The 17,223-nt window shown below is 66.2% G+C and carries 16 protein-coding genes; 14 read left to right on the top strand and 2 right to left on the bottom strand.

Going from position 1 to position 17,223, the window contains the following annotated elements:
- The first annotated feature begins 31 nt into the window (after positions 1-31).
- From F6X37_RS30475 to F6X37_RS30410, 14 genes are all read left to right on the top strand, one after another.
- Positions 32-565, top strand: coding sequence for a chemotaxis protein CheW (locus F6X37_RS30475; protein WP_090802480.1), 534 nt, complete (start codon positions 32-34; stop codon positions 563-565).
- A 39-nt stretch (positions 566-604) separates the two neighbouring features.
- Positions 605-2,401 carry a methyl-accepting chemotaxis protein gene (locus tag F6X37_RS30470; RefSeq protein ID WP_187613882.1) on the top strand — a complete coding sequence of 599 codons (1,797 nt, stop codon included), beginning with the start codon at positions 605-607 and terminating at the stop codon, positions 2,399-2,401.
- 204 nt (positions 2,402-2,605) lie between these two features.
- The gene (locus F6X37_RS30465) at positions 2,606-3,568 is read left to right on the top strand and encodes a CheR family methyltransferase (RefSeq protein ID WP_187613881.1); all 963 of its coding nucleotides are present in this window, start codon (positions 2,606-2,608) and stop codon (positions 3,566-3,568) included.
- Entirely contained in the window at positions 3,565-4,284 is a 720-nt protein-coding gene (gene cheD / locus F6X37_RS30460; protein ID WP_018418784.1) for a chemoreceptor glutamine deamidase CheD, read from the top strand. Before F6X37_RS30465 ends, cheD begins: the two co-directional genes overlap by 4 nt.
- A 5-nt stretch (positions 4,285-4,289) precedes the next feature.
- On the top strand, positions 4,290-5,378 hold the full coding sequence (locus F6X37_RS30455; RefSeq protein WP_187613900.1) for a chemotaxis response regulator protein-glutamate methylesterase: 1,089 nt from the start codon (positions 4,290-4,292) through the stop codon (positions 5,376-5,378).
- Between the two features lie 61 nt (positions 5,379-5,439).
- Positions 5,440-5,835 (top strand): chemotaxis response regulator CheY, encoded by a 396-nt coding sequence (gene cheY / locus F6X37_RS30450; protein WP_018418782.1) that lies wholly within the window; start codon positions 5,440-5,442, stop codon positions 5,833-5,835.
- A gap of 1 nt (position 5,836) precedes the next feature.
- Positions 5,837-6,547 (top strand): protein phosphatase CheZ, encoded by a 711-nt coding sequence (gene cheZ / locus F6X37_RS30445; RefSeq protein ID WP_187613880.1) that lies wholly within the window; start codon positions 5,837-5,839, stop codon positions 6,545-6,547.
- A gap of 336 nt (positions 6,548-6,883) precedes the next feature.
- Positions 6,884-7,429 (top strand): DUF2844 domain-containing protein, encoded by a 546-nt coding sequence (locus F6X37_RS30440; protein WP_184065972.1) that lies wholly within the window; start codon positions 6,884-6,886, stop codon positions 7,427-7,429.
- A gap of 14 nt (positions 7,430-7,443) precedes the next feature.
- Positions 7,444-8,766, top strand: a complete 1,323-nt coding sequence (locus tag F6X37_RS30435) for a DUF3443 domain-containing protein (RefSeq protein WP_187613879.1) — start codon at positions 7,444-7,446, stop codon at positions 8,764-8,766.
- 175 nt (positions 8,767-8,941) lie between these two features.
- Entirely contained in the window at positions 8,942-10,177 is a 1,236-nt protein-coding gene (gene flhB, locus F6X37_RS30430) for a flagellar biosynthesis protein FlhB (protein ID WP_187613878.1), read from the top strand.
- Positions 10,174-12,276 (top strand): flagellar biosynthesis protein FlhA, encoded by a 2,103-nt coding sequence (flhA, locus tag F6X37_RS30425; RefSeq protein ID WP_184065964.1) that lies wholly within the window; start codon positions 10,174-10,176, stop codon positions 12,274-12,276. Before flhB ends, flhA begins: the two co-directional genes overlap by 4 nt.
- Before the next feature lie 246 nt (positions 12,277-12,522).
- Complete coding sequence (gene flhF, locus F6X37_RS30420; RefSeq protein WP_187613877.1) at positions 12,523-14,574, top strand: flagellar biosynthesis protein FlhF; 2,052 nt, start codon at positions 12,523-12,525, stop codon at positions 14,572-14,574.
- Positions 14,567-15,436: a MinD/ParA family protein gene (locus tag F6X37_RS30415; RefSeq protein ID WP_187613876.1), complete on the top strand. Its 870-nt coding sequence runs from the start codon at positions 14,567-14,569 to the stop codon at positions 15,434-15,436. Before flhF ends, F6X37_RS30415 begins: the two co-directional genes overlap by 8 nt.
- A gap of 30 nt (positions 15,437-15,466) precedes the next feature.
- Entirely contained in the window at positions 15,467-16,201 is a 735-nt protein-coding gene (locus F6X37_RS30410; RefSeq protein ID WP_090802497.1) for an RNA polymerase sigma factor FliA, read from the top strand.
- Between the two features lie 93 nt (positions 16,202-16,294).
- Here the strand turns inward: F6X37_RS30410 and F6X37_RS30405 are convergent, their stop codons facing one another.
- Complete coding sequence (locus F6X37_RS30405; RefSeq protein WP_187613875.1) at positions 16,295-16,705, bottom strand: type II toxin-antitoxin system HicB family antitoxin; 411 nt, start codon at positions 16,703-16,705, stop codon at positions 16,295-16,297.
- Positions 16,702-16,884: a type II toxin-antitoxin system HicA family toxin gene (locus tag F6X37_RS30400; RefSeq protein WP_013090886.1), complete on the bottom strand. Its 183-nt coding sequence runs from the start codon at positions 16,882-16,884 to the stop codon at positions 16,702-16,704. The genes F6X37_RS30405 and F6X37_RS30400 overlap by 4 nt, the downstream gene beginning before the upstream one ends.
- Positions 16,885-17,223 lie beyond the last annotated feature (339 nt).

Here is a 17,223-nt window from a genome sequence, read left to right as displayed (position 1 = left end):
CTCAATTCATCCCAACCGTTTGGGGGCTAACGTGGCAGAAGTCCAATCCATCAATTCGAGCGTCGCAAACGCGAGCGGTACGAATGGCCGCCGCGACGCGCAGGCGGACGCCGGCGGCCAGGAATTCCTCGTCTTCACGCTCGGCGCGGAAGAGTACGGCATCGACATCCTGAAGGTGCAGGAAATCCGCGGCTACGACAACGTGACGCGCATCGCCAACGCGCCCGAGTTCATCAAGGGCGTGATCAACCTGCGCGGCATCATCGTGCCGATCGTCGACATGCGGATCAAGTTCCATCTCGGCCGCGTCGAGTACGACCATCAGACCGTCGTGATCATCCTGAACGTCGCGCATCGCGTGGTCGGCATGGTCGTGGACGGCGTGTCGGACGTGCTGACGCTCGCGGTCGATCAGATCATGCCGGCACCGGAATTCGGCGCGACGCTGACGACCGAATACCTGACCGGTCTCGGCACGGTCGACGGCCGCATGCTGATCCTGATGGACATCGAGAAGCTGATGACCAGCTCCGAGATGTCGCTGACCGAAACGCTCGGCGTCTGAGCGCAGGCAGTAACGGAACCCGGCACAAGGAGCATCAAAATGCTGAGCAGGTGGTCGATCCGCACGTCGCTGACGATGGTGGGGATTCTTCTGGCGGCGCTGACCGTAGTAGTCGGCGCGCTCGGGCTGACCGCGCTGAATCGCGCGAGCGGCTCGCTCGATCGCATCGCACGCGGCGAACTGGTCGCGATTCATGCGCTCGACGATGCGTCGGCGTATTTGTTGCGTTCGCGCATCGCGATCGATCGCTTCAACACGCTGACGGCCGCCGGTAACGCGGACGAGGCGAAGAAGGCGCTCGATCGCGCGCAGGAGCTGCTCGGCAAGAGCAAGCAGAGCTGGCAGGCGTATCTCGACGCGCCGAAGCACCGCGTCGAGCAGGCCTTGCTCGACGATGTGCTCGCGAAGCATACGACGGTGATGCACGACGGCGTCGACGTCGAATTCGCCGCGTTGAACGCGAACAATCTCGACGCGTATCACGCGGTCGCGGACACGAAGATCAGCCCGATGTTCATCGCCTACGACGCGGCCGCCGCCGCGGTGATCCAGGCGTTGCGGCAGAGCGTGGCCGATCAGGAAACGAGCGCGCAGTCGAGCGCGTCGCTGATGATCATGCTGATCGGCGTGACCACGGTGTTCGCGCTGCTGGTGGTGGTCGGCATCCGTTTCGCGCTGCGCGGGCTCATCGTGCAGCCCCTGAACGACGCGACCGCCTGTTTCGAGCGGATCGCCGGGGGCGACCTGTCCACCCCCGTCGAGGTGTTCAGCAACAATGAAATCGGCCGCCTGTTCGCGGGCATCAAGCGGATGCAGGAAAGCCTCGCGACGATGGTGCGCGCGGTCCGCAGCGGCACCGAATCGATCGACACCGGCGCGCGCGAAATCGCGATGGGCAACACCGATCTGTCGCAGCGCACCGAGCAGCAAGCGGCGTCGCTGCAGGAAACCGCATCGAGCATGGATCAGTTGACCGGCACCGTGCGGCAGAACACCGAGAACGCGCGCCAGGCGAGCCAGCTCGCCGTCAACGCGTCGGACATCGCGACGCGCGGCGGCGACGTGGTGAGCCAGGTCGTCACGACGATGCAGCAAATCGCGACCAGTTCGAACAAGGTCGTCGACATCATCGGCGTGATCGAGGGCATCGCGTTCCAGACGAACATCCTCGCGCTGAACGCGGCGGTCGAAGCTGCGCGCGCCGGCGAACAGGGCCGCGGATTCGCGGTCGTCGCGGGCGAAGTGCGCAGCCTCGCGCAGCGCAGCGCGAGCGCCGCGAAGGAAATCAAGGAGCTGATCGGCGATTCGGCCGACAAGGTCAGAAGCGGCTCCGAGCTGGTCGGCCGCGCGGGCACGACGATGGACGAAATCGTGCAGGCGGTGCGTCGCGTGACCGACATCATGGGCGAGATCAGCGCGGCGTCGGAAGAGCAGTCGGGCGGCATCGAGCAGGTCAACCGCGCGGTCGTGCAGATGGATTCGGTCACGCAGCAGAACGCGGCGCTGGTCGAACAGGCGGCGGCCGCGGCGGCGTCGCTCGAAGATCAGACGCGGCAGTTGCAGGCGGTGCTGGGTGGCTGGAAGGTAACCGGCACACCGGCGCGTCAGAGCGCCCCGGCGACGCGTGCGCAGACGCCCGCGCGGCTCGCCAGGGCTGCACCGCAAGCGGCGAGCGCGGCGACTCCGACGCAGCACGACGCGGCCGCACGCGTCGAACCGGTATTGAAGCCCCGGCCGGCCGCAGCCGCGGCTCGCGTCACGACCGACACGCCCACGCGCGCCGCTCCGCCGGGCACGGCGAAGGCGAGTTCGGACGCGGACTGGGAAACATTTTAGGCAACGGCAGAGTGACATGTGGTCAACCGGCATCGCGCCCGCGGATGGGCGAAGCATCGAAGCACGCGCAGCACGCGTGTCGCGAGCCGGCCATATGTCGATGGTACTCGCGGGAGGGCGCGACCCCGCGACGACAATTCCTACCTCCCAGGCAGTCCGGCTGGGCGGCGAGCGTGATGGCTCATATCGCAGACAGGAATTTTCATGATGGCAACGCGCGCAACACAACGCCCCGCGCGGGCAGCACCTGACCGCACAGAGCCGGCCAGGTCCGTCGAGACGGGCCGCGATTTCGAATTTACGGCGGCGGATTTCGCCCGCATCCGCGAGCTGATTCATCGCGGGGCGGGCATCTCGCTGTCGGACCACAAGCGCGACATGGCGTATAGCCGCCTCGCGCGCCGCTTGCGGGCGCGCGGCATCGATACGTTCCGGCAGTATCTCGATCTGCTCGAAGCGGAAAACGATCCGGCCGAGTGGGAAGCGTTCACCAATGCCCTGACCACCAACCTCACGGCGTTTTTCCGCGAAGCCCATCACTTTCCGATCCTCGCCGAGTTCGTGCCGCGCCGTGCGCAACCGGTGTCCGTGTGGTGCTCGGCGGCATCGACGGGCGAGGAGCCGTACTCGATCGCGATGACGCTGATCGAGGCGCTCGGTGACAGCGGCGCGCGCCAGGCGTCGGTGCTCGCGACCGACATCGACACCCAGGTGCTCGCGAAGGCCGAGGCCGGCGTCTACCAGTTCGACCAGGTCAAGCACCTGTCGCCCGAGCGGTTGAAGCGCTTCTTCCTGAAGGGCACGGGCGCGCATGCGGGGATGGTCAAGGTGCGTCCCGACGTGCGCGCGCTCGTGCGCTTCGAGCAACTGAACCTGACCAATCGCGATTACCAGTTGCGCACGCAGTTCGACGCGATCTTCTGCCGCAACGTGATGATCTATTTCGACAAGCCGACGCAGGCGCAGGTGCTGTCGCGCTTCGAGCCGCTGATGAAACCGGGCGGCCTGTTGTTCGCCGGCCATTCGGAAAACTTCACGTACGTGACGCAAGCGTTCCGGCTGCGCGGCCAGACCGTCTACGAACTGACGCGTGACGCGGGCGGCGCGCGCGCGCCGTCGCGCGCCAACGCGCATGACGCGCATCAATCGAGCGGGGTGGCCGCATGAGCAGCACGCTGCCGATCGCTTCGAACCTGTACTACGACAACCACTTCCAGCGCCCCGGCGTGAAGCTGTTGCCCAACGAGTTCTATACGACGAGCGAAGACATGGTGCTCGTGACCGTGCTCGGCTCGTGCGTCGCGGCCTGCATCCAGGACCGCACCGCGGGCATCGGCGGCATGAATCACTTCATGCTGCCCGACGACGGCGCCGACGTCGCGCAGGCCGCGTCGGACTCGATGCGCTACGGCGCGTACGCGATGGAAGTGCTGATCAACGAACTGATCAAGGCGGGCGGGCGGCGCGAGCGCTTCGAGGCCAAGGTGTTCGGCGGCGGCGCGGTGCTCGCGGGCATGACCACGATGAACATCGGCGATCGCAACTCCGAGTTCGTGCGCCGCTATCTGGCCACCGAAAAGATCCGCATCGTCGCCGAGGACCTGCAGGGCTCGCACCCGCGCAAGGTCGCGTTCATGCCGCGCACCGGTCAGGTGATGGTGAAGAAATTGCGCTTGCAACAGGAAGCGGGCGTCGCCGAGCGCGAGCAGGCGCTCGTGCGGCAAAGCGCCGAAGCACGCGCGGAGCGGCTCGCCGCCGCGCGCAAGCGGGTCGAGCTGTTCGCGAAGCCGGCCGCCGCCGCCGCGCGGCCGAGAATCGAACTGTTCGGCGCGAGCCCGCGCCCGACTCATTCCAACAACGCCAGAACCACAGAGGAGGCGTGAGCGCTGTGCAAAAGATCAAGGTATTGTGCGTCGACGATTCGGCGCTGATCCGCAGCCTGATGACCGAAATCATCAATAGCCAGCCGGACATGACGGTGGTCGCGACGGCACCCGATCCGCTCGTCGCGCGCGAACTCATCAAGCAGCACAACCCGGACGTGTTGACGCTCGACGTCGAAATGCCGCGCATGGACGGCCTCGACTTTCTCGAGAAGCTGATGCGTCTGCGGCCGATGCCGGTCGTGATGGTGTCGTCGCTGACCGAGCGCGGCAACGAAATCACGCTGCGCGCGCTCGAACTCGGCGCGGTCGATTTCGTGACCAAGCCGAAGGTCGGCATTCGCGACGGCATGCTCGACTACGCGGAAAAGCTCGCCGACAAGGTTCGCGCAGCAGCCCGCGCGCGCGTGCGCCAGGCAGCGCCCGCGCAGCATGCGGCCACCCAGGCCGCGCAGGCGCCGGCCGGCGCCGCGCCGCTCTTCAACAACCCGCTGCTGAGTACCGAGAAGCTGGTTATCGTCGGCGCCTCGACGGGCGGCACCGAAGCGATCCGCGAAGTGCTGGTGCCGCTGCCGCCCGACGCGCCCGCGGTGCTGATCGCGCAGCACATGCCGCCGGGCTTTACGAAATCTTTCGCGCAACGCCTCAATGGTTTGTGCCGGATTACCGTTAAAGAAGCAGAGCACGGCGAGCGTGTGCTGCCGGGGCACGCGTACATCGCGCCCGGCCATGCGCATCTGTTGCTCGCGAGGAGCGGTGCGAACTATATTGCGCATCTGTCCGACGACCCGCCGGTGAACCGGCATCGTCCGTCGGTCGATGTGCTGTTCCGTTCGGCCGCGCAGCATGCGGGCAAGAACGCCGTTGGCGTGATCCTGACCGGCATGGGGCGCGACGGCGCGGCCGGGCTGCTGGAGATGAAAAAGGCCGGTGCCTACACGCTGGCGCAGGACGAGGCGAGTTGCATCGTGTTCGGCATGCCGCGCGAGGCGATCGCGCTCGGCGCGGCCGACGAAATCGCCGCGCTGCCGGACATGAGCCGGCGCGTGATGGCGCGTTTGTCGTCGATGGGTGACCGCGTTCAGCGGGTATGATGCGTGCCGGATGGAATGACGCGGCCGAGCGCCGCAACATGGATCAAGCAAAGGGAAAGAAATGGACAAGGGAATGAAGATTCTGGTGGTTGACGATTTTCCGACGATGCGCCGGATCGTCCGCAACCTGCTGAAGGAACTGGGCTACTCGAACGTCGACGAGGCGGAAGACGGCGCGGCCGGTCTCGCGCGTCTGCGCAGCGGCAGCTACGAGTTCGTGATCTCCGACTGGAACATGCCGAACCTCGACGGTCTCGCGATGCTGAAGGAAATCCGCGCCGACGCGAGCCTCGCGCACCTGCCGGTGTTGATGGTGACGGCCGAGTCGAAGAAGGAAAACATCATCGCGGCGGCGCAGGCCGGCGCGAGCGGTTACGTCGTCAAGCCGTTCACGGCCGCGACGCTCGACGAGAAGCTCAACAAGATCCTCGAGAAGATGGCGAAAGCCGGGAGCTGATGTGACGCCGCCGACCCAAACGCCTGGCGCCGAAGCGGACAACGACAGCGGCGACTTCGCGTCGGACCGCATCCTTGCCCGCATCGGACAACTGACGCGCACGCTGCGCGATTCGATGCGCGAACTCGGGCTCGACAAGCACGTCGAGCGCGCGGCCGAAGCCGTGCCCGATGCGCGCGATCGTCTGAAGTACATCGCCGACATGACCGAGCAGGCCGCCGAGCGCGTGCTGTCGGCGATCGACATCGCGAAGCCGATCCAGGAGCAGTTGCAGAAAGACGCGGGCACGCTCGACGCGCGCTGGGAGCAGTGGTACGCGGCGCCGATCGAGCGCGAGGAAGTGCGCGCGCTGATGAACGACACGCGCATCTTCCTGCGCGGCGTGCCCGACGCGACCGGCGCGACCAACTCGCAGCTGATGGAGATCATGCTCGCGCAGGACTTCCAGGATCTGACCGGCCAGGTGATCAAGAAGATCACCGACGTCGTCTATCTGATCGAGCAGCAACTGCTCGGCGTGCTGGTCGAGAACATCGCGCTCGAGCGGCGCGAGCAGTTCGCGGCGAACGCCGCAGCTCTCAAGGCGGAGGTGTCGTCGACGGGCAGCCCGGAGCATCTGCTCAACGGTCCGCAGATCAATCCGGAAGGCAAGACGGATGTGGTGCAGGATCAATCGCAGGTCGACGATCTGCTCGCGAGCCTCGGTTTCTGAGCAAGTGACTCGGCCCGGCAAGCGCGCCGGGCTGGTGGTTTCTCCGCGATTTGCGCCAAACACGCATTCAATGAGTACCGGCTACCCATCTTCCGTACGTTTTGCTGCTAGTAATAGTCGGTAAGTCGCGCGCGTGGGCGCGCCTTGCGCCGGCTGAAAGAATCCGCAGGCATACTACGAGGTCAAAGCGGTACGGCACCCGGCCCGCGCAACGCCGGGCAGTCGCCGGTGAGGCCATCCCTCAGCGTTGCGGCCGCGGCGGTGCCGTATCATCTGCCTATAGGCGGCCGCTTCGCGCAGTCGGCGAAGCGTGCCGCGGCTCGGGAGGAGCTTCTCATGTGGAGTCGTATTGGTCGCGCCGGAGTCACGGCGCTCGTATTGCCATGTTCGTTACTGGCCCTGACGGCCGCGCAATCCGCCCATGCGGCGCTGGGCAGCGCGCCGCTTACCCCCCCGTCCGACGCGTCGGTGTCCTCCCGCGTGGTGCAGCCCGCCAGCGGCACATCGCAAAGTGTCATGCGTTCTGAATCGAGCGCGGCGTCTTCCACATCTTCCACACCCGCTTCCTACACGGTACGCGAGACCACGTTCGGCAACGGCACCGTGGTGCGCGAATACCTGAGCACGAGTGGCGCGGTATTCGGCATTTCGTGGCATGGTCCGCAAATGCCCGATCTCAGTGATCTGCTCGGCAGTTATTTCCCTCAGTACGTGGCCGGCGTGAAGGCCGTGCGGGCCGCGCGCGGCAACGCGCGGGGGCCGGTCGCCGTCGACGAGAGCGGGCTGGTGGTGCGTTCGGGCGGCCACATGGGCGCGTTCAGCGGCGTCGCGTGGCTGCCCTCCGCGCTGCCGGCCGGCGTCAGCGGTTCCGACATCCAGTAACGGCGAGGACCACGATGCGAACCATGCTCACGACCGCGAACATCAAAAGCTGGATGCAGGCCGCGCTTGCCGTGCTGCTCACGGCGACGCTCGTCGCCTGCGGCGGAGGCGGAGGCGGCGGTAGCGACAACAACTCCAGTTCCAACAATGGCGGCAACACCTCGAACGGACTGAACGGCGGTTCGCTGCCGGCCAGCCCGACCCAGCAGCCGATCTCCGCGAACGCGTCGAACACGGTGCCGATCACGGTCGGCCGGGGCGTGGCCGGTGTCATCAACATCCCGACCGTCAGCGTGAGGATCTGCGCGCCAGGCTCGACCAGCAACTGTCAGACCATCGACAATATCCAGGTCGACACCGGCTCGTTCGGCCTGCGCGTGGTCAGTTCAGTGCTCAATTCGACGCTGCTCGGCGCGCTGCCGGTCAGTACGATCGGCAGCAACGGCGCGCAGCTCGCCGAGTGCGCGACCTTCGCGGACGGTTACACGTGGGGCTCGGTGCGTACCGCGATCGTGACGCTCGGCGGCGAAACGACGACCGGCAGCATCCCGCTGCAGATCATCGGCGACAAGGCCGCGAGCACGGTACCAAGCGGCTGCGGCAGCGGCCCGGCCGAAAACACGGCCGCCGATCTGGGCGCGAACGGCATCCTCGGCATCGGCACCGCGCCGACCGATTGCGGCGCAACCTGCGCGAACACGACGACCGCGGCGACCTACAGCAACTACTTCGCCTGTCCGAACGGCACGTCGTGCACGCGCACCGCGGTGCCGATTCCGCAACAGATCGCCAATCCGGTCGCGAACTTCCCGCTCGACAACAACGGCGTGATCGTACAGATGGCACCGGTGTCGAACACCGGGCAGGCGTCGGCGACCGGCACGCTGGTGTTCGGCATCGGCACGCAGGGGAACAACCCGCTTGCCGCTGCGCAGGTGTTCACGACCGACCCATACGGCGACCTCAACAACAGCACCTTCAACGGCACGACCGTCCAGGCGTTCCTCGATTCCGGCTCGAACGCCTATTTCTTCGGCGATAGCACGCTCACGCTGTGCGGCAGCCAGTTCGCGGGCTTCTATTGCCCGTCGTCGGCGCAGACCCGCACGGTCACGCTGGTCGGGTCGAACAACGTATCGGCGGTCGCGAGCATCGGCATCGTGAACGCGCAGACGCTGTTCGCCAACGGCGGCAACTACGCGTTCAACACGCTCGCCGGCCAGATCGGCGGCAATGCCAGCTTCGACCTCGGTCTGCCGTTCTTCTTCGGCCGCTACGTGTACTACCACCTCGATCAGACCGCGAGCGGCGGTCCCTCCCCCTTCGTCGGCTACTGAAGCCGCACGTCGATTCAATGCCGGACGGCGCGCGTGACAGACGCGCGAGCCGTCCGCTCATCCGTCGAAATACCCCCGTTTCTCCGCCCTTATCCGCCGATCGGCGCTTGCGTCGAGCAGGAATAATCGCTGTCACTGGAAAGAGGCGCCGTGCCTCGGCCGACTGGAGAGCTTTGTGGCAGAGGACAGCGACCTCGAAAAAACCGAATCCGCCACCCCTCGGCGCCTGCAGAAGGCGCGCGAGGAGGGGCAGATCGTGCGTTCGCGGGAGCTGTCGACCTTCGCGCTGCTCGCAGCCGGGTTCTACGGCGTATGGGGCATGTCGGGCAGCATCGGCGAGCATTTGCAGAACATGCTGCGTGCGTCGCTCACCTTCAACCACGCGAGCGCGTTCGACACCAGCCGCATGCTGATCGGCGCGGGCTCAGCGGGTCGCGAAGGACTCTACGCGCTCGTGCCGATACTCGGCGTCACCGGACTTGCCGCGCTGCTCGCACCGATGGCGCTGGGCGGCTGGCAACTGTCCGCGAAAGGGTTCGAGCCCAAGTTCAACCGGCTGAACCCGATCGAGGGCCTCGGCCGCATGTTTTCGATCAACGGACCGATCCAGCTCGGCATGTCGCTCGCGAAGACGCTGGTGGTGGGGTTGATCGGCGGCACGGCGATCTGGAATCGCCACGAGCAATTCCTCGCGCTCGCGACGCAGCCGCTCAATCTCGCGCTCGCCAACTCCGTGCATCTGATCGCGGTGTGCTGCGGCATGACGGTGGCCGGCATGTTTGCGGTGGCCGCGCTCGACGTGCCGTACCAGCTGTGGTCGTTCCACAAGAAGCTGCGCATGACGAAGGAAGAAGTGAAGCGTGAGCATCGCGAGAGCGAAGGCGATCCGCACATCAAGGGCAAGATTCGCCAGCAGCAGCGCGCGATCGCGCGGCGCCGCATGATGGCGCAAGTGCCGAAGGCCGACGTGGTCGTGACCAACCCGACCCACTTCGCGGTCGCGCTGCAGTACACGGACGGCGAGATGCGCGCGCCGAAGGTGGTCGCGAAGGGCGTGAACCTCGTGGCGGCGCGGATTCGCGAGATCGCCACCGAAAACAACGTGCCGCTGCTCGAAGCGCCGCCGCTCGCGCGTGCGCTCTATCACAACGTCGATCTGAATCGTGAGATTCCGGGGCCGCTCTATGGCGCGGTCGCGGAAGTGCTCGCGTGGGTCTATCAGCTGCGCCGCTTCAAGGCCGAAGGCGGCGACCTGCCGGTCGCGCCGACCGAACTCGACGTGCCGCCCGAACTGGACAAGGGCGGCGTATCGGACGAGGACGCCGCCGAGGAAGCCGCCAACACGCTGAACCCGGCCGACGACAACGCCAACGACGCCACTAGCGACGACAACAACGGAGCCTCCGCATGAACGCTCGCGCCGGTTTCCTCGCCCGACGCCCGGATGCGCTGAGCAGCACCAACCTGCGCGCCCTCGCCGGGCCGGTGCTGATCTGCATGATCCTCGGCATGATGATTCTGCCGTTGCCGCCGTTCCTGCTGGATCTGCTGTTCACGTTCAACATCGCGCTGTCGGTGATGGTGCTGCTCGTCAGCATGTACACGATGAAGCCGCTCGACTTCGCCGCGTTCCCGAGCGTGCTGCTGTTCTCGACGCTGCTGCGGCTGTCGCTGAACGTCGCCTCGACGCGGGTCGTGCTGCTCGAAGGCCATACCGGTCCCGATGCGGCCGGTCAGGTGATCGAGTCGTTCGGCCACTTCCTCGTGGGCGGCAACTTCGCGGTTGGTATCGTCGTGTTCGTGATCCTGATGGTGATCAACTTCATGGTGATCACGAAGGGCGCGGGGCGGATCGCCGAAGTGTCCGCGCGCTTCACGCTCGACGCGATGCCCGGCAAGCAGATGGCGATCGACGCCGATCTGAACGCCGGCCTCATCAACGAAGAGCAGGCTCGCACGCGGCGCAAGGAGATCTCTCAGGAAGCCGAGTTCTACGGCTCGATGGACGGTGCGAGCAAGTTCGTGCGAGGCGATGCGGTCGCCGGCCTCCTGATCATGGTGATCAACATCATCGGCGGGCTGATCGTCGGGATGGTCCAGCACGACATGAGTTTTGCCGCGGCGGGCAAGAACTACACGCTGCTGACGATCGGCGACGGCCTCGTCGCGCAGATTCCGTCGCTGGTGATTTCGACGGCGGCCGGCGTGATCGTCTCGCGCGTCGCGACCAACGAGGACATCGGTACGCAGCTGACCGGCCAGCTGTTCACGAACCCGCGCGTGCTGATGATCACCGGCTGCATTCTCGTGCTGATGGGCCTGATCCCGGGCATGCCGCACTTCGCGTTCCTGATTCTCGGCGGCGGCCTGATCCAGCTCGGCCGCACGATGAAGAAGCGCACCGAGGAGCGCAAGAACGCACCGGCGCTCGTCGACGTCGCGCCGGCCGCGCTGGCGCCGGTCGAAAACGCCGAGGCGAGCTGGGACGACGTGACGATGATCGACACGCTCGGCCTCGAAGTCGGCTACCGGCTGATTCCGCTCGTCGACAAGAACTCGGACGGCGAACTGCTCAAGCGGATCAAGAGCATCCGCAAGAAGTTCGCGCAGGAAATCGGCTTCTTGCCGCCGGTCATTCATATCCGCGACAACCTCGAATTGCGGCCGAACGGCTATCGGATCGCGTTGAAGGGCGTCGAGGTCGGCTCGGGCGAGGCGTATCCGGGCCAATGGCTCGCGATCAACCCGGGCCAGGTATCGGCCGCGCTGCCGGGCACGCCGACCCAGGACCCGGCGTTCGGCCTGCCCGCCATCTGGATCGACACGAATCTGCGCGAACAGGCGCAGGTATACGGCTACACGGTCGTCGATTCGAGCACGGTGGTCGCGACGCACCTGAATCACCTCGTCGTCACGCACGCGTCGGAGCTGCTCGGCCGCCGCGAGGTGCAGTCGCTGGTCGAGCGGATGCAGAAGGACACGGCGTCGCTCGTCGACGATCTGGTGCCGAAGATGCTGCCGCTCACCACGCTGCAAAAGGTGCTGCAGAACCTGCTCGAAGAAGGCGTGCCGATTCGCGACATGCGCACGATCCTCGAAGCGCTCGCCGAACACGCGACCAAGCTCACCGACCCGCACGACCTCACCGCCGCGGTGCGGCTCGCGCTGGGCCGCGCGATCACGCAGCAGTGGTTCCCCGGGACCGCCGACATGCAGGTGATGGGCCTCGACGCGAACCTCGAACGGGTGCTGTCGCAGGCGCTATCGACCGGACCGAACCCGGGCCTCGAACCGGGCCTCGCGAACACGCTGCTCACCGAAACGCAGAAAGCGATGACGCGTCAGCAGAACCTTGGCCTCGCTCCGGTGCTGCTGGTGCAGCACGCACTGCGGCCGATGCTCGCGCGCTTCCTGCGCCGCAGCCTGCCGCAGCTGAAGGTGCTCTCGTATGCGGAAGTGCCCGATACGCGCAACGTCAAGGTGGTCAATCTGATCGGCGCGCACGGCTGACGAAGGTCGCTCGCCCGCGGCTGTCGATACAACGAACCGGCGCTCCAATGGGGCGCCGGTTTGCGTTTGCACGGCTCCCCCAGGCTCGTCGAACGATGCGTCTGCCGTGTGTCCATCGCGCGAATTACCCACCTTTAACGGTCTTTATCCATCGATCGTCGCCCGACGCCTTTCGCAATAATTGATCGCAATGGGAAACGGTGTATTGCCGGTCCGTCAGTCCGTATACCTCATCGGGGGTCCAGCTTGAACATTCGTAAATTTGTCGGTGCTACCAGTCGCGATGCGTTGCGTCTCGTTCGCGAAGCACTTGGCCCCGATGCGGTCGTGCTGTCGAATCGCACGATGGACGACGGCAGCGTCGAAATCGTCGCGCTCGCCGATAGCGACCTCGCCGCGATCACGCCGAAAGCGCGCGAAGGCGCGCAGGCCGCGGCGCTCGGCACGGGCTCAGGTGCGGCATCGACGCTGGCCCCGCGCGGCTTGTTCGCGGCGCCGACGAATCCGTACGCGAGCGCAATGCCGGACGTGTTTTCGTCGGTGTTCGGCGCGAGCCCGGAAGCGGGTGGTGAAGCGACGCCGGCGATCGAGCCGGCGAATGCGGCTGCGGATTTCATGGCCGGCTCGGTGAACAGGACGGCGCTCAATTCGGCGCTCAATTCGGCGCTCAGCCAGGCGCTCAGCATGTCCGCGAATCAAGCAGCGTCGGCCGCCGCGTTGCCCGGCAATTCGCCAATCGGCCCGGCGATGCCGGGCGCGAGCGGCGCGTCCGCGGCCATCGCGACAGGCCCCGCGCCCGCCGTGAGCCAGTCGGCGTCCAGCGCGGCCACATCGTTCAACGCACCGGCCACGCCCGCCGCTGCCGCCGCGCCTTCCGGCGCGAGCGCCCGCGCCGCGGCCGCGCGCCTGTCGAAAGACATCCGCGCGGATGTGCTGAAAGCTGCCGGCGTGCCGGTACCGCCGGCTATCGCATCGAACGAAGCCGCCGCGCCGCGCACGATGGCCGAGTCGAATCCGTGGCTCATCGATCACGCGCGCCGCCTCGCGGCCGAGCAGCAGCAACAGAGCGGCCAATACAGCGCGCGTCCCGCCGCGATGACGCCCGCCGTCGCGACCGCCAAAGGCCTCGGCAGCGCAGTCGACGCGCGGCCGGCCGCCGTGCCGCCGGTGATCGACACGCCCGACTGGGCGCGCGAAGCCGCCGAAGCCGCTGCGCGCCGCGCCGCTCAGAAGATCGCGCCCGTGCCGTCACCTACTGACGAAAGCCGCACGCCGTCCGCCGTCGCCGAAGCGATCAAGGGGCGCATGGAGCAGGTCGTCAAGGACACCGTGATGAACGAGCTGTCGTCGATGCGCGACATGATGGAAGAGCACTTCGCGGGTCTGCTGTGGGGCGATCGACAGCGGCGCAGTCCCGCACGCGCAGCGCTCACCAAGCACCTGTTCGCCGCCGGCTTTTCCGCGCAGCTCGTGCAGATGCTGGTCGACAACCTGCCCGAAGAGGTCGACACGATGGACGGCGGCATGGACTGGGTGCGCTCGGTGCTCGAGTCGAACCTGCCGGTGATGGAGGACGAAGACGCGCTGATGGAGCGCGGCGGCGTATTCGCGCTGATGGGGCCGACCGGCGTCGGCAAGACGACGACCACCGCGAAGCTCGCAGCGCGCTGCGTGATGCGCTTCGGCGCGAGCAAGGTGGCGCTGCTGACGACCGACAGCTACCGCATCGGCGGTCATGAACAGCTGCGCATCTTCGGCAAGATTCTCGGCGTTTCGGTGCATGCGGTGAAGGACAGCGCCGATCTGCAGCTCGCGCTCTCGGAGTTGCGCAACAAGCACATCGTGCTGATCGACACGATCGGTATGAGCCAGCGCGACCGGCTCGTGTCCGACCAGATCGCGATGCTAAGCCGCGCCGGCCAGCCGGTGCAGCGTCTGTTGCTGCTCAACGCGACGAGCCACGGCGACACGTTGAACGAAGTCGTGCAGGCGTATCAGCGCGCGCCGGACCAGCAGCCGCTCGCCGGCTGCATTCTGACCAAGCTCGACGAAGCGACCAACCTCGGCGGCGTGCTCGATACGGTGATCCGCTACAAGCTGCCGGTGCATTACGTATCGACCGGACAGAAGGTGCCGGAGAACCTTTACGTCGCGACGAAGAAATTCCTGATCAAGAGCACCTTCTGCATTCCGCGCGACAGCTCGCCGTTCGTGCCGCACGACGACGACATCCCCGCTTTGCTGTCCTCGCTGTCCGCGCGTTCGACGGCCGAGCTGCACGAGGTTCGCTTTGGATAAGTTCGTTTCGGATCAAGCCGAAGGGTTGCGGCGGCTGCTCGGGCGCGGCGGCGCGCGCGTGATCGCGTTGGCGGGTGCGTCGTCGGGCGTCGGTAATACGACCGTGGCGGTCAACCTCGCCGCGGCGCTCGCACAGCAGGGCAAGGACGTGCTGGTGATCGACGAATGCGTCGGTGAGAAATCGGTGAGCGCGATGCTTGGCGGCTTGCGCGGCGCGGGCAACTTCGCGGCGGTGATGCGCGGCGAGAGCCCGGTCGATTTCGCCGCCGCGCGTCACGCGCTCGGTTTTTCGGTGCTGTCCGCCTCGCGCAACAACCGCGAGGGGCATACGGAGGCCGAACTCGGTGTGCTGCTCGGAGGCTCGGCCGATATCGTGCTGATCGACGCGCAACTCGACGACGAAGGGCATCTGTCGCCGCTCGCCAAGCAGGCACATGACGTGATGATCGTCGCGCGCATGTCGGGCGAGGCGATCACCGAGGCCTATGCGTGCATCAAGCGTTTGCATTACGCGCACGCGATCGCGCAGTTGCGCGTGCTCGCGAATCACGTCCAAAGCGCCGACGACGCGCAAGCCGCGTTCGCGAATCTCGCCGGCGTGGCCGGCCGTTACCTGACCGTCGCGTTGGAAAACGCCGGCTGCATTGCGGCCGACGTGCGCATCGCCCGGGCACTCGAGCTGTCGCGCTGCGTGGTCGACGCGTTTCCGTCGACACCGGCCGCGCGCGACTTCCGCCATCTCGCCGCCGAATTGCAGTACTGGCCGATGCGGCCAGCGATGTCGTCGCAAACGCCCTGGCGGGCGCCTGCGACAGTTACAGCGGCGCACCACGCCGACCAACCGTCCGCGCATCACGCTTGAAAGGCGTGCACGAAGGACAAGGGGAGCACGATGTACAACGCTCAGGGAAAGATTTCTCAGGCCGAAGTTTTGACGAAGTACGCACCGCTCGTGCGTCGACTCGGCTTGCAGCTTGTCGCGAAAATGCCGGCGAGCGTCGATCTCGACGACCTGATCCAGGCCGGCATGATCGGTTTGCTGGATGCCGCCGGCCGCTACAAGGAAGACCAGGGCGCGCAGTTCGAGACCTATGCCAGCCAGCGGATTCGCGGCGCGATGCTCGACGAGTTGCGCAGCAACGACTGGCTGCCGCGCAGCCTGCGCCGCACGTCGCGCGAAGTGGAATCCGCGGTGCACAAGGTGGAGCAGAACCTCGGCCGCTCGGCGAGCGAGGCGGAGGTCGCCGAGCACCTGCAAATGCCGCTCGACGAATATCAGTCGATGCTGCAGGACCTGCATGGCAGCCAGCTGATCTACTACGAAGACTTCGACCGCTCCGCCGACGACGAACCTTTTCTGGACCGCTACTGCGTCGATCATTCCGATCCGCTCTCGGCGCTGCTCGACGACAGCCTGCGCTCGGCGCTCATCGAAGCGATCGACCGCTTGCCGGAGCGCGAGAAGCTGCTGATGTCGCTCTACTACGAGCGCGGCATGAATCTGCGCGAGATCGGCGCGGTGATGGAAGTCAGCGAATCGCGCGTGTGCCAGTTGCATAGCCAGGCCGTGGCACGCCTGCGCGCCCGACTGCGCGAAATGGCCTGGGCGAACGCCGAAGCGAACTGACGCCACCGCGGCGCCGCACGCCGTTTTTCAAGCGCCGCCTTCAGATGCGGCGGTGCGCCGATGCCGATGCGCGCCTGTGCCGCCTGCCGTTGCTCAGGCGTTCGCCATCTCATGCTCGGCGGCGAGCGCGAGAAACGCCGAGCGCGACATACCGCGCGCCTGCGCATACGCGTCGATCTCCTGCACCAGCACCTCGGGCAGCGAGATGTTGATGCGAACCGCCTTCTTCAACGCCGGAATATTGCGCGTCGTCACGAAACCCCATGTGAACCCCGCGAACTCGGGATTGCGCCGATGCTCGCCTAGCGTGAGAGGCTCGGGCAGCGGCAGCCCTTCGTCGAGCAAGGTTTCGAGATGCGATTCGATTGCCTGTTTCGCGTTCACATACGCTTGTTCGAGCGTGTCGCCCGCGGAGTAGCAGCCTGGAATATCGGGCACCACGACGCCGAACGCGTGCGTGTTGTCTCCGGGTTCGATGGCGATCGGAAAGATCAGATGCTTCATTTGAGCCCCGCCTGTTTCAGAATGCTGTTCAGGGTGCCGGCCGGCAAATCTTTTTTCGGATGCGGGACGGTCACGAGCCCCCGTTTTCCCGCGTGCCTGAAATGATGGTGACTGCCCGCTATGCGGACGAGCTGCCAGCCATTCGCTTGAATCAATTTGACGACCTCGGCACTGTTCATACATCATACCCTCCATTATACACACGACTACACAAACCAACGGGCAAACAAGCTTCCGCCCGTCGAATTGCGGCCGCGTCGAAGCCGCGGCGTTGGCGAAAGCTCGAACGAAGTCACCATTTCAACGTGACGAGGTGGCCTAGCGCCAGCTAGCCGAACGGCTAACGCAGCGCGGAACGGACAGGGAAGTGGGCGGAAAAGCGGCGGCGGAAATCGGGATAGGGGCAGGCCTCACGGCCCGCCCCCTCCCACACCACCCGGCATGCGGGTCCGCACCGGGCGGTTGGAACAGTTGAGGTCCCCACGTGAGTTACCTCACGCAAAGCCTGGCCTCGCTTG

Source organism: Paraburkholderia sp. 31.1, assembly GCF_014397645.1.
In the GTDB taxonomy this organism is placed as follows: domain Bacteria; phylum Pseudomonadota; class Gammaproteobacteria; order Burkholderiales; family Burkholderiaceae; genus Paraburkholderia; species Paraburkholderia tuberum.
Note: the sequence above shows the minus strand (reverse complement) of the source record. Positions and strands in the feature narration are given on the sequence as shown.